This is a genomic window from Pseudomonas sp. FBF18 (assembly GCF_024261405.1).
GTDB lineage: Bacteria > Pseudomonadota > Gammaproteobacteria > Pseudomonadales > Pseudomonadaceae > Aquipseudomonas > Aquipseudomonas palmensis.
In genome coordinates this window covers 394,404-406,469 of the sequence record NZ_QKRS01000001.1, presented here as the reverse complement: position 1 = coordinate 406,469, position 12,066 = coordinate 394,404, and the positions used below count along the sequence as shown (strand labels likewise).

Here is a 12,066-nt window from a genome sequence, read left to right as displayed (position 1 = left end):
GACGCAGGATCCAGCCTTGCTGGCGAACAGGCATAAAAAAACCGGCCACCAGGGCCGGTTTTTTCATGCGTGGCGCTTACAGCTTGCCAGCATTCTCGCTCAGGTAGGCAGCAACGCCTTCTGGCGAAGCGGTCATGCCCTTGTCGCCTTTTTTCCAGTTGGCAGGGCAGACTTCGCCGTGCTCTTCGTGGAATTGCAGCGCGTCGACCAGACGGATCAGCTCTTCCATGTTGCGGCCCAGCGGCAGGTCGTTGACGATCTGCGAACGGACAACACCCTTGTCGTCGATCAGGAACGCGCCACGGAAGGCCACGCCGCCTTCGGACTCGACGTCGTAGGCCTGGGCGATTTCGTGCTTGAGGTCGGCAGCCATGATGTATTTGACCGGGCCGATACCGCCGGCGTTGATCGGGGTGTTGCGCCAGGCGTTGTGGGTGAAGTGCGAGTCGATCGAAACGGCGATCACTTCAACGTTGCGCGCCTTGAAGTCGTCCATGCGGTGATCCAGGGCGATCAGCTCGGACGGGCAGACGAAGGTGAAGTCCAGTGGGTAGAAGAACACCAGGCCGTACTTGCCCTTGATAGCCGAAGCCAGGTTGAAGCTGTCGACGATCTCGCCGTTGCCCAGTACTGCAGGTACGGTGAAGTCCGGGGCGTTTTTGCCTACGAGCACGCTCATTCGATATCTCCTGATGGTATTGAATGGTTTGCGCAGCCGACCCGCAGGTCCGCTGGCATGACACAAGAACTGCCCATCATACACCGACCGACGCCGTGCGCCGAGCGAATGCCAGCCCACTGCCAGACTGACCGCCGGTCGCTCTGGAACGGGCCTCTGCACAAGGTACTTTGACAAGCATTCTCATTAGCATTAAGCTCCCCGACATCAAGCCTTTACCAGCGATGGTCTCCCTTATGTATGTGTGTCTTTGTGTTGGTGTTACCGACGGACAGATCCGCGATGCGATTTACGAAGGATGCTGCAGCTACAAGGAAGTCCGTGCCGCCACCAACGTGGGCACCCAGTGCGGCAAATGTGCCTGCCTGGCCAAGGAAGTGGTACGTGAAACCCTGACCAAACTGCAGGTCAGCCAGGCCGCCCTGCCTTATCCGGTAGAATTTACCGCAGCCTGAAAACAGCGAATTTGAAGAACCGGACCTCGTGTCCGGTTTTTTTATGCCTGCAATTCAAGTAGTTAGGCTTAAAACGCGGAACACAAACATTCTTATTCCGATTAATTTTCATTTATTATTCAATAACTTAGGTTTGACACTGGAAGTTGTCGGGCTCAGACTCGTGCTTATCGACACACTTACGCAGGGCAGGACCCCATCATGAAAGGCGACGTTAGCGTCATCCAGCATCTCAACAAGATCCTCGGAAACGAGCTGGTCGCAATCAACCAATACTTCCTGCATGCGCGCATGTACGAAGACTGGGGTCTGGAAAAGCTCGGCAAGCACGAATACAAAGAATCCATCGACGAGATGAAACACGCTGACAAACTGATCAAGCGCATCCTGTTTCTCGAAGGTATTCCCAACGTCCAGGACCTGGGCAAGCTGCTGATTGGCGAACACACCAAGGAAATGCTCGAGTGCGACCTGCGCCTGGAGCAGAAAGGCCTGATCGACCTGAAGGCGGCGATTGCGCATTGCGAGACCGTGGGCGACTTCGGCAGCCGCGAACTGCTCGAAGACATCCTCGAGGCCGAGGAAGAGCATATCGACTGGCTGGAAACCCAGTTGAGCCTGATCGACAAGGTCAGCCTGGAAAACTACCTGCAGTCGCAGATGGGCGAGTAGTCACGCCCAACCGGCTGCAACCAAAGCCCCGCCTGTGCGGGGCTTTTTTTCGCCTGGGGTAACCGGCCTTGCCGGCCACCGGGCCCAGGCAGGCACAAAAAAGCCCCGCAGATGCGGGGCTCTTCAGTGCAAAACCGGATTCAGGCCTTGGCAGCCTCGGCCTTGGCAGCGGCGTCCTTGATCAGGGTCTGCAGCTCGCCGTTGGCAAACATCTCGGCCATGATATCGCTGCCGCCGACCAGCTCACCGCCCACCCACAGTTGCGGGAAGGTCGGCCAGTTGGCGTACTTGGGCAGGTTGGCGCGGATTTCCGGGTTCTGCAGGATATCCACGTAAGCGAACTTCTCGCCACAACCCATCACGGCTTGCGCCGCCTTGGCCGAAAAGCCGCACTGCGGGGCATTCGGCGAGCCTTTCATGTAAAGCAGAATGGTGTTGTTGGCAATCTGCTCTTTGATTGTTTCGATAATATCCATGAAGCACCTCGCGGCTGAACTTTCCGACCTGGTTGTCGGCACGGTGACGCATTGTATCGGAAAGCCGAGCGTGACGCTCGGCCTTGCCGATATCAGGCCGCAACCACCTCTACCACCACCCCGTTGAGCGCCGCATTGCCCGATACCGCGTCGCGCTGACGCTCGTCGGTCAGATCGTTGGCACTGGCCCCTGCTTGCGCCTGAGCGATGCCCAGGCGCATGCCTGGCCGCCCATGGCCGAAGCCGTGTGGCAGGCTGACCACGCCGGGCATCATATCGGTGCTGGCGAGCACCTCCACCTCGATGCTGCCCACGCGCGAGCTGACACGCACCCGCTGGCCGTCCTGCAAGTGCCGGCCGGCCAGGTCGTCGGGATGCATCAGCAGCTGGTGGCGCGGCTTGCCCTTCACCAGGCGATGGTAGTTGTGCATCCAGGAGTTGTTGCTGCGCACATGCCGACGCCCGATCAGCACCAGTTGCGTGGCCTGGGGCAAAGCTTGCGCGGCGAAGCGCTGAAGGTCGGCCAGGATCACCGCGGGCGCGGCCTCGACATACTGGCTGGCAGTTTTCAGCCGTGCACCGAGGTTGGGCTGCAACGGCCCCAGGTCGATACCGTGGGGATAGCGCTCGAGGGTGTGCAGCGACAGGTCGAACGCGCTGCCCTGGCCATGGGGCCCGCCGCGCAAGCCCAGGTCGATCATCTGCGCGGGTGTCAGGGTCGGTTTGAGCGGCTTGTCGGCCAGTGCCGCGAAGGCCTTGGCCAGGCCGACGAAGATCTCCCAGTCGTGCAGTGCGCCTTCGGGCTTGGGCAGGATCGCCCGGTTGAAGCGGCTGACGTTGCGCACCGCCAGCAGGTTGAAGGTGGTGTCGTAGTGATCGTTCTCCAGCGCCGAGGTGGACGGCAGGATCAGGTCGGCATGGCGCGTGGTCTCGTTGATGTACAGGTCGATGCTGAGCATGAACTCCAGCCCTTGCAGCGCCTGCTCCAGCTGCCGCCCATTGGGCGTGGAGAGCACCGGGTTGCCGGCCACGGTGACGAGTGCGCGCACCTGCCCTTCGCCCTCGCACAGCATCTCTTCGGCCAGTGCCGCCACCGGCAGCTCGCCTGCGTACTCGGGCAGGCCCGACACACGGCTCTGCCAGGCGTTGAAATGCCCGCCGCTGGTACTGGCCACCAGGTCCACTGCCGGCTGGGTGCACAAGGCGCCGCCGACCCGATCCAGATTGCCACTGACCAGGTTGATCATCTGCACCAGCCAATGGCACAGGGTGCCGAAAGCCTGGGTCGAGATACCCATGCGCCCATAGCACACGGCCTTGTCGGCGGCGGCGAAGTCGCGGGCCAACTGGCGGATCTGCTCGGCCTCGATACCACAGCGCGGGCCCATGGCTTCGGCTGTGAACGGCGCGATTGCCTCGCGTACCGCGTCCAGCCCGGCCACCGGCAGGTGCGTGGTACGGCTCAGGCCTTCCTCGAACAGGGTGTTGAGCAGCCCGCACAGCAGCGCCGCATCAGCGCCTGGGCGCACGAACAGGTGTTGGTCGGCCATGGCCGCGGTCTCGCTGCGCCGCGGGTCGACCACCACCAGCTTGCCGCCCCGTGCCTGCAGGGCCTTGAGGCGCTTTTCGACATCGGGCACAGTCATGATGCTGCCGTTGGAAGCCAAGGGGTTGCCGCCCAGAATCAGCATGAAGTCGGTATGGTCGATGTCCGCAATCGGCAACAGCAGGCCATGGCCGTACATCAGGTAGCTGGTCAGGTGCTGCGGCAACTGGTCGACCGAGGTCGCGGAAAAGCGGTTGCGCGTCTTGAGCAGGCCCAGGAAATAGTTGCTGTGGGTCATCAGGCCGTAGTTGTGCACGCTGGGGTTGCCCTGGTACACCGCCACCGCATTCTGACCATGGCGCTGCTGCAGGGCCCAGAGCTTCCGGGCGGCCAGCGCGAACGCCTCGTCCCAGCCGATGGCCTGCCATTGCTCGCCGATGCGGCGCATGGGAGTACGCAGGCGGTCCGGATCGTTCTGGATGTCCTGCAACGCAACGGCCTTGGGACAGATATGGCCACGGCTGAAGGTGTCCAGCGCATCGCCCTTGATCGACGTGATGCGCGGCGCCTGCCCAGGCTCATGGGCCACTTCCAGGGTCAGGCCGCAGATGGCTTCGCACAGATGACAGGCACGGTGATGCACGCTTTTGCTCATGGCCGCCTCTTGTTGTGGGTCTGATTAGCGACCTCGACTATGGCCCTGCCCCGCCCCCCTCGCCAGTGACGTTCGTGGCGTGAATCGCCCGGCATCAGGCAAGGCGATGGTCGCGGCGCGCTGGCACCTGTACCGCGCATGCGTTGCAAAGGCCTCGGCGGGCAGTGTACAAAGCCTGTCCGGCCCAATAAAAAGCGTCACCCAACGGCTTGCAACACATTCGGCAACGTCGAGTTCGCAGCCCCCACTTGGTAAGACGCGACATTTAATTATAGTATTGCGCCTTTCCCTATTTCGTCGCCCCGTGCGGCTTTCGCCGCAGGTCACTTCCGTTGTTTTCGAAAACCGGCTTTTGATGATCTGCGGTCTGTTGCAAAAAGGTAGTCAATGATGAGCGCTAGGCACTTTCTCTCCCTGATGGATTTCACCGCCGAAGAACTGGTCAGTGTGATCCGCCGAGGGATCGAGCTGAAGGACCTGCGTAACCGCGGCGTACTCTTCGAACCCCTGAAAAACCGCGTGCTGGGCATGATTTTCGAAAAGTCGTCCACGCGTACCCGGCTGTCGTTCGAAGCCGGCATGATCCAGCTCGGTGGCCAGGCCATCTTCCTGTCGCCACGCGACACCCAGCTGGGCCGTGGCGAGCCGATCGGTGACTGCGCCATCGTCATGTCGCGCATGCTCGACGCGGTGATGATCCGTACGTTTGCCCACAGCACGCTCACCGAGTTCGCCGCCAATTCGCGGGTACCGGTGATCAACGGCCTGTCCGACGACCTGCACCCGTGCCAGCTGCTGGCCGACATGCAGACTTTCCTCGAACACCGCGGCTCGATCCAGGGCAAGACCGTGGCCTGGGTGGGCGATGGCAACAACATGTGCAACAGCTATATAGAAGCGGCCATCCAGTTCGATTTCCAGCTGCGCATCGCCTGCCCTGAGGGCTATGAGCCCAACCCGGCGTTCGTGGCCCAGGCCGGCGAGCGCGTGCAGATCGTGCGCGACCCCAAGGACGCCGTGCGCGGTGCACACCTGGTGAGCACCGATGTCTGGACTTCCATGGGCCAGGAGGAGGAAACTGCACGGCGCCTGGCGCTGTTTGCGCCTTACCAGGTCAACCGCGAACTGCTCGACCTGGCGGCTGCGGATGCCCTGTTCATGCACTGCCTGCCCGCCCACCGTGGCGAGGAAATCAGCCTGGACCTGCTCGACGACCCCCGTTCGGTCGCCTGGGACCAGGCCGAAAACCGCTTGCATGCACAGAAGGCGCTTCTCGAATATCTTGTCGAACCGGCCTATCACCACGCATGAGTCAACCTCTACTGCTTAACCTGCGCGACCTCGCCTGCGGCTATGGCGAGCAGCGCATCGTCCAGAACCTCAACCTGCACCTCAACGCCGGCGACATCGGTTGCCTGCTGGGTTCCTCGGGGTGCGGCAAGACCACCACGCTGCGCGCCATCGCCGGTTTCGAGCCGGTGCACGAGGGCGAGATCAGCCTGGCGGGCGAAGTCATCTCCAAGGCCGGCTTCACCCTGGCCCCGGAGAAGCGCCGCATCGGCATGGTGTTTCAGGACTACGCGCTGTTCCCGCACCTGACCGTGGCCGAGAACATCGCGTTCGGCATCGGCAAGCACCCGCGCCAGCGCCAGGTGGTCGATGAAATGCTCGAGCTGGTGAAGCTGGACAAGCTTGGCGGGCGCTACCCGCACGAGCTGTCCGGGGGCCAGCAACAGCGTGTGGCCCTGGCCCGTGCCCTGGCACCCGAGCCGCAACTGCTGCTGCTGGACGAGCCGTTCTCCAACCTCGACGTGGAACTGCGCCGACGCCTCAGTCATGAGGTGCGTGACATCCTCAAGAGTCGCGGCACCAGCGCGATCCTGGTCACCCATGACCAGGAAGAGGCCTTTGCCGTCAGCGACCATGTGGGCGTGTTCAAGGAAGGCCGCCTGGAGCAGTGGGACACCCCATACAACCTCTACCACGAACCGTTCACGCCGTTCGTGGCCAGCTTTATCGGCCAGGGCTATTTCATCCGTGGCCAGCTGACCAGCCCCGAATCGGTGCAGACCGAACTGGGCGAACTGCGCGGCAATCGGGCCTACACCCTGCCCCAGGGCAGCGCGGTGGATGTGCTGCTGCGCCCGGACGACATCGTGCATGCGCCCCACAGTTCCTTGAAGGCAAGCATCGTCGGCAAGAGTTTCCTCGGTGCGTCCACCCTGTACCGCCTGCAACTGGGTACCGGCAGCCAGCTCGAAGCGATCTTCCCGAGCCATATCGACCATCAGGTCGGCGGCGAGGTGGGCATTGAAGTGGCGGCGGACCACCTGGTGCTGTTCCCGGTGGCCGGCACGGTGCCGGCACAACTGCCGGTGGCGGAGAACGGCGTGCGACGCTACAGCGCGGCGCTCTGATAAGGCTTCGCCAGCAAGGCTGGCTCCTACAGGAAATTGCCTGGCCTACTGTAGGAGCCAGCCTTGCTGGCGAAAAGGGCCGCTAGAGGAACAACGTCCCGCTCGCCACCCGCGTCGCATACCCGCCAATCTTCACCCGCGCCCCTTCCAGCCGACAGAACAGCTCCCCGCCCCGCGCGGAACACTGCACCGCGTGCAGCTCATCCTTGCCCAGGCGCTGCGCCCAGTAAGGGATCAGCGAGCAGTGCGTGGAGCCGGTCACCGGGTCTTCAGGGATACCGATCCCCGGCGCAAAGTAGCGCGACACAAAATCATGCTCGCGCCCTGGCGCCGTGACAATCACGCCCAGCCCCGGCAACGGCACCAGCGCCGCCATGTCAGGGCGACAATCCCGCACCGCCTGTTCGCTTTCGAGCACCACGAACAGTTCATTGGTCTGCCACACCTCGACCACCGGGCACCCCAGCGCCTGCGCCACCGGCGCCAGCTCGGCCAGCGGCTGCGGGTCGTAGCGCGGGAAGTCCAGCACCAGGCGCCCCGCCTCGCGGCTCACGGTCAGCGGCCCCGAACGGCTGTCGAACGCCAGGCGCTCGGCATCTTCCCCATACACCTCGAACAGCACATGCGCGCTGGCCAGGGTCGCATGCCCGCACAGCGGCACTTCGGTGGAGGGCGTGAACCAGCGGATGCGCCAGCGCTGCGCCTCGCGCACGACGAATGCGGTTTCGGCCAGGTTGTGCTCGGCCGCAATTTTTTGCATCAGTTCATCGGGCAGCCATTGCTCCAGGCGATACACCATCGCCGGGTTGCCGCTGAAGGGTTGGGAACTGAAGGCATCGACCTGGTGAAATTCAAGCTGCATGGGTTGGCTCCTGCATGGGAAGGCAGCGAGCATGCCTGCCCGGGCGCTCGCGCTTCCATATACAGAATGGCCGGATTTGGAGGATACAGATGCTACTCGCGGCCGATCGCCGCAAAGCTGCCCCGGGTGTGCTCGGCCAGCACCGCCGCCGCCAGTTCCACCTCCAGCCCGCGCCGCCCGGCGCTGACATGAATGGTTTCGAACTGCTGCGCCGAAGCATCGATGAAGGTGCGCAGGCGCTTCTTCTGCCCCAGCGGGCTGATCCCGCCCACCAGGTACCCGGTGGAACGCTGTGCGGCCATCGGGTCGGCCATTTCGCACTTCTTTGCACCCGCCGCATGGGCCAGGGCCTTGAGGTCCAGGCTGCCCACCACCGGCACCACCGCCACCAGCAACTCGCCCTTCTCGGTGCTGGCCAGCAGCGTCTTGAACACCCGCGCTGGCTCCAGGTTGAGCTTCTCGGCGGCTTCCAGGCCGTAGGAAGCCGCCTTGGGGTCGTGTTCATAACTGTGGATGCGGTGTTCGGCGCGGGCTTTCTTGAGCAAATCCAGGGCGGGGGTCATGCAGGGCTCCAGGCAGGGTGATCGGTCTCCAGTCGCTGGCTACTTTAGGGCAAAACGCCGGAGCCAACCATTACCCGCCCGGTTGCCACCGACACCACCTGAGCCACCGGCAGTCAGAATATGAATGGCAGTTCACTTTCGACCTTTGACATCAGCGTTTCTTGTCTATATTTTTTCGATTCTGAATATCGAACTGCCCCAATACCGTGCAGTTCTGCCGTCAACCCGACCAGAATGGGGATTCTGCTCGGGTTTTTGTCGAGCGCACACGCGCCTCACAACAACAAGAACCGAGGTCACGAATGACGACTGCTCTACGACAACCAACGCTGTCTGCCCAATGCATGGCCGAATTCCTCGGCACCGCATTGCTCATCTTTTTCGGTACCGGCTGCGTCGCGGCACTCAAGGTCGCGGGCGCCAGCTTCGGCCTGTGGGAAATCAGCATCATCTGGGGCGTGGGGGTCAGCATGGCGATCTACTTCACCGCCGGGGTGTCGGGTGCACACCTGAACCCGGCCGTGAGCATCGCCCTGAGCCTGTTCAGCGGCTTCGAAAAGCGCAAGCTGCCGTTCTACATCGTCGCCCAGGTGGCCGGTGCCTTCTGCGGCGCGGCGCTGGTATACACCCTGTACAGCAACCTGTTCTTCGATTACGAACAGACCCACGCCATGGTGCGCGGCAGCACCGCCAGCCTGGAGCTGGCCTCGGTGTTCTCCACCTATCCGCACCCGTTGCTGTCCACCGGCCAGGCATTTCTGGTGGAGGCCGTGATCACGGCCATCCTGATGGCGGTGATCATGGCCCTTGCCGACGACAGCAACGGCCTGCCCCGGGGCGCACTGGCACCACTGCTGATCGGCCTGCTGATCGCGGTGATCGGCAGTGCCATGGGCCCGCTGACCGGCTTTGCGATGAACCCGGCGCGCGACTTCGGCCCCAAGCTCATGACCTTCCTGGCCGGCTGGGGCAACGTGGCCTTTACTGGCGCACGTGACATTCCCTATTTCCTGGTTCCCATCATTGCGCCGATCATAGGTGCAAGCGTGGGTGCCGCCCTGTATCGCGGCGTGATCGCGCGCAACCTGCCCACGGCAGACGGCGCGAACGCCCAGACCGACGACAACGCTCGGGGCAAGACCCAGGCCTCCTGATGCCGAACCGGCGAGCCAGGCTCGCCCTGCCCCGACTTCCACCTTTTCGAGTGCAAGGCCCACACCATGACCGACACCCCGAACAAGCACTACATCATTGCCCTGGACCAGGGCACGACCAGTTCACGCGCGATCATCTTCGACCGTGACGCCAACGTGGTCGGCACCTCGCAGCGCGAGTTCGCCCAGCATTACCCCCAGGCCGGCTGGGTCGAGCATGACCCGATGGAGATCTTCGCCACCCAGAGCGCGACCATGGTCGAAGCACTGGCCCAGGCGGGCCTGAGCCACGACCAGGTGGCAGCCATCGGCATCACCAACCAGCGCGAGACCACCGTGGTGTGGGACCGCGAAACCGGTCGCCCGGTGTACAACGCCATCGTCTGGCAGTGCCGACGCAGCACCGAGATCTGCGAGCAGCTCAAGCGTGACGGCCACGCGGACTACATCCGCGAAACCACCGGCCTGGTCACCGACCCGTACTTCTCGGGCACCAAGCTCAAGTGGATCCTGGACAACGTCGACGGCGTGCGTGAACGCGCCGAACGCGGCGAGCTGCTGTTCGGCACCGTGGATACCTGGCTGATCTGGAAGTTCTCCGGCGGCAAGGTGCATGTCACCGACTACACCAACGCCTCGCGCACCCTGATGTTCAACATCCACACCCTGGAATGGGACGAGAAGATGCTGCAGGTGCTGGGCATCCCGAAGCAGATGCTGCCCCAGGTACGCTCGTCGTCAGAGGTGTACGGCCACACCAAGAGCGGCATCGCCATTGCCGGCATCGCCGGCGACCAGCAGGCTGCGCTGTTCGGCCAGATGTGCGTGGAGCCGGGCCAGGCCAAGAACACCTATGGCACCGGCTGCTTCCTGCTGATGAACACCGGCGACAAGGCCGTGCAGTCGTCCCATGGCCTGCTCACCACCATTGCCTGCGGCCCGCGCGGCGAAGTGGCCTATGCCCTGGAAGGCGCGGTGTTCAACGGCGGTTCAACCGTGCAGTGGCTGCGTGACGAGCTGAAGATCGTCAACGACGCCCACGACACCGAGTACTTCGCCAGCAAGGTCAAGGACAGCAACGGCGTGTACCTGGTGCCGGCATTCACCGGCCTGGGTGCGCCGTACTGGGACCCGTACGCGCGCGGCGCCCTGTTCGGCCTGACCCGCGGGGTCAAGGTCGACCACATCATCCGCGCCGCGCTGGAGTCGATCGCCTATCAGACCCGCGACGTGCTCGACGCCATGCAGCAGGATTGCGGCGAGCGCCTGAGCGCACTGCGCGTGGACGGTGGCGCGGTGGCCAACAACTTCCTGATGCAGTTCCAGGCCGACATTCTCGGCACCTGCGTGGAACGCCCGCAGATGCGCGAAACCACTGCGCTCGGCGCCGCCTACCTGGCCGGCCTGGCATGTGGCTTCTGGAGCGGGCTGGACGAGCTGCGCGGCAAGGCCATCATCGAGCGCGAGTTCACCCCGCAGTTGGAGGAGGCGCAGAAAGAGAAGCTGTACGCCGGCTGGCTGAAGGCGGTGGACCGTACCCGCGACTGGGAACCGCACGAGGAATAAAACCTGCGCAGGCTTCTTCGCCAGCAAGGCTGACTCCTACACTGTAGGCGCCAGCCTTGCTGGCGAGGCGCCCACAGGATCGTTTCAGCCAGCCCCGCGCTGGCCCCCGCCCCCATCCTGCGGCATCATGCAGATTTGCCCGGCAGCCCAAAAGGACCGCCCATGAATCTGCCCCCTCGCCAACAACAAATTCTCGAGCTGGTCCGCGAACGCGGCTATGTCAGTATCGAGGAAATGGCGCAGCTGTTCGTTGTAACCCCGCAAACCATCCGCCGTGACATCAACCAGCTGGCCGAAGTGAACCTGCTGCGCCGCTATCACGGTGGCGCGGCCTATGACTCGAGCATCGAGAACACCGCCTACGCCATGCGTGCCGACCAGATGCGCGACGAAAAGCAGCGTATCGCCGAAGCCATCGCCGCGCAGATCCCCGATCACGCCTCGCTGTTCATCAACATCGGCACCACCACCGAGTCCATCGCCCGCGCCCTGCTCAACCACAACCACCTGAAGATCATCACCAACAACCTGCATGTGGCCTCCATCCTCAGCGCCAAGGACGATTTCGAAGTACTGCTGGCCGGCGGCAACGTGCGCCGCGACGGCGGTGTGGTCGGCCAGGCCAGCGTCGACTTCATCAACCAGTTCAAGGTCGATTTCGCCCTGGTCGGCATCAGCGGCATCGATGAAGACGGCAGCCTGCTCGACTTCGATTACCAGGAAGTACGCGTGTCCCAGGCCATCATCGCCAATGCGCGCCAGGTGATCCTCGCCGCCGACTCCAGCAAGTTCGGGCGCAACGCCATGGTGCGCCTGGGCTCGATCAGCCTGATCGACTGCCTGGTGACCGACCAGCCCCCCGTCGCCGCCCTCGCCCAGTTGCTCAACCAGCACAAGATCCGCCTGGACGTGGTGTAGCGCCATCGCGGCCCTCGCAACGGGGGCTGCTCGAATGTTCATAATTTTTCATTTATTTGTCATCCGATCAGTATTTTCTATTGAAAGCGACTGGCGGGCGCCA

Annotated in this window: 12 protein-coding genes; 7 read left to right on the top strand and 5 right to left on the bottom strand. The window is 63.2% G+C overall.

Features of this window, described 5'->3' with window-relative positions; translation table 11 throughout:
- Window positions 1-76: 76 nt before the first annotated feature.
- Complete coding sequence (locus DN387_RS01905) at window positions 77-679, bottom strand: peroxiredoxin (protein ID WP_043861975.1); 603 nt, start codon at window positions 677-679, stop codon at window positions 77-79.
- Between the two features lie 236 nt (window positions 680-915).
- On the opposite strand from DN387_RS01905, the gene DN387_RS01900 reads away from it, so the two are divergent.
- Window positions 916-1,134 (top strand): bacterioferritin-associated ferredoxin, encoded by a 219-nt coding sequence (locus tag DN387_RS01900; protein ID WP_043861976.1) that lies wholly within the window; start codon window positions 916-918, stop codon window positions 1,132-1,134.
- 201 nt (window positions 1,135-1,335) lie between these two features.
- Complete coding sequence (gene bfr / locus DN387_RS01895) at window positions 1,336-1,806, top strand: bacterioferritin (protein ID WP_043861977.1); 471 nt, start codon at window positions 1,336-1,338, stop codon at window positions 1,804-1,806.
- Window positions 1,807-1,946: 140 nt separating this feature from the next.
- Here the strand turns inward: bfr and grxD are convergent, their stop codons facing one another.
- Both grxD and DN387_RS01885 read right to left on the bottom strand, forming a co-directional pair.
- On the bottom strand, window positions 1,947-2,282 hold the full coding sequence (gene grxD / locus DN387_RS01890; protein ID WP_038999109.1) for a Grx4 family monothiol glutaredoxin: 336 nt from the start codon (window positions 2,280-2,282) through the stop codon (window positions 1,947-1,949).
- Window positions 2,283-2,374: 92 nt separating this feature from the next.
- Window positions 2,375-4,483, bottom strand: a complete 2,109-nt coding sequence (locus DN387_RS01885; RefSeq protein ID WP_054914751.1) for a molybdopterin oxidoreductase family protein — start codon at window positions 4,481-4,483, stop codon at window positions 2,375-2,377.
- 390 nt (window positions 4,484-4,873) lie between these two features.
- Here DN387_RS01885 and argF point away from each other — a divergent pair, with 390 nt between their 5' ends.
- Window positions 4,874-5,794 carry an ornithine carbamoyltransferase gene (argF, locus tag DN387_RS01880; RefSeq protein WP_043861979.1) on the top strand — a complete coding sequence of 307 codons (921 nt, stop codon included), beginning with the start codon at window positions 4,874-4,876 and terminating at the stop codon, window positions 5,792-5,794.
- Window positions 5,791-6,900: an ABC transporter ATP-binding protein gene (locus tag DN387_RS01875; protein WP_054914752.1), complete on the top strand. Its 1,110-nt coding sequence runs from the start codon at window positions 5,791-5,793 to the stop codon at window positions 6,898-6,900. The genes argF and DN387_RS01875 overlap by 4 nt, the downstream gene beginning before the upstream one ends.
- Before the next feature lie 82 nt (window positions 6,901-6,982).
- Here the strand turns inward: DN387_RS01875 and DN387_RS01870 are convergent, their stop codons facing one another.
- Together DN387_RS01870 and ybaK are read right to left on the bottom strand one after the other, a co-directional pair.
- On the bottom strand, window positions 6,983-7,762 hold the full coding sequence (locus DN387_RS01870; RefSeq protein ID WP_054914753.1) for a PhzF family phenazine biosynthesis protein: 780 nt from the start codon (window positions 7,760-7,762) through the stop codon (window positions 6,983-6,985).
- Between the two features lie 92 nt (window positions 7,763-7,854).
- Complete coding sequence (gene ybaK, locus DN387_RS01865) at window positions 7,855-8,325, bottom strand: Cys-tRNA(Pro) deacylase (protein WP_043861982.1); 471 nt, start codon at window positions 8,323-8,325, stop codon at window positions 7,855-7,857.
- 302 nt (window positions 8,326-8,627) lie between these two features.
- Between ybaK and DN387_RS01860 the strand changes: the two genes are divergently transcribed.
- The 3 genes from DN387_RS01860 to DN387_RS01850 all read left to right on the top strand — a co-directional run bounded on the left by DN387_RS01860 (window position 8,628) and on the right by DN387_RS01850 (window position 11,963).
- Window positions 8,628-9,479 carry an MIP/aquaporin family protein gene (locus DN387_RS01860; RefSeq protein ID WP_043861983.1) on the top strand — a complete coding sequence of 284 codons (852 nt, stop codon included), beginning with the start codon at window positions 8,628-8,630 and terminating at the stop codon, window positions 9,477-9,479.
- Window positions 9,480-9,545: 66 nt separating this feature from the next.
- The gene (glpK, locus tag DN387_RS01855) at window positions 9,546-11,045 is read left to right on the top strand and encodes a glycerol kinase GlpK (RefSeq protein WP_043861984.1); all 1,500 of its coding nucleotides are present in this window, start codon (window positions 9,546-9,548) and stop codon (window positions 11,043-11,045) included.
- A gap of 162 nt (window positions 11,046-11,207) precedes the next feature.
- Window positions 11,208-11,963: a DeoR/GlpR family transcriptional regulator gene (locus DN387_RS01850; protein WP_043861985.1), complete on the top strand. Its 756-nt coding sequence runs from the start codon at window positions 11,208-11,210 to the stop codon at window positions 11,961-11,963.
- Window positions 11,964-12,066 lie beyond the last annotated feature (103 nt).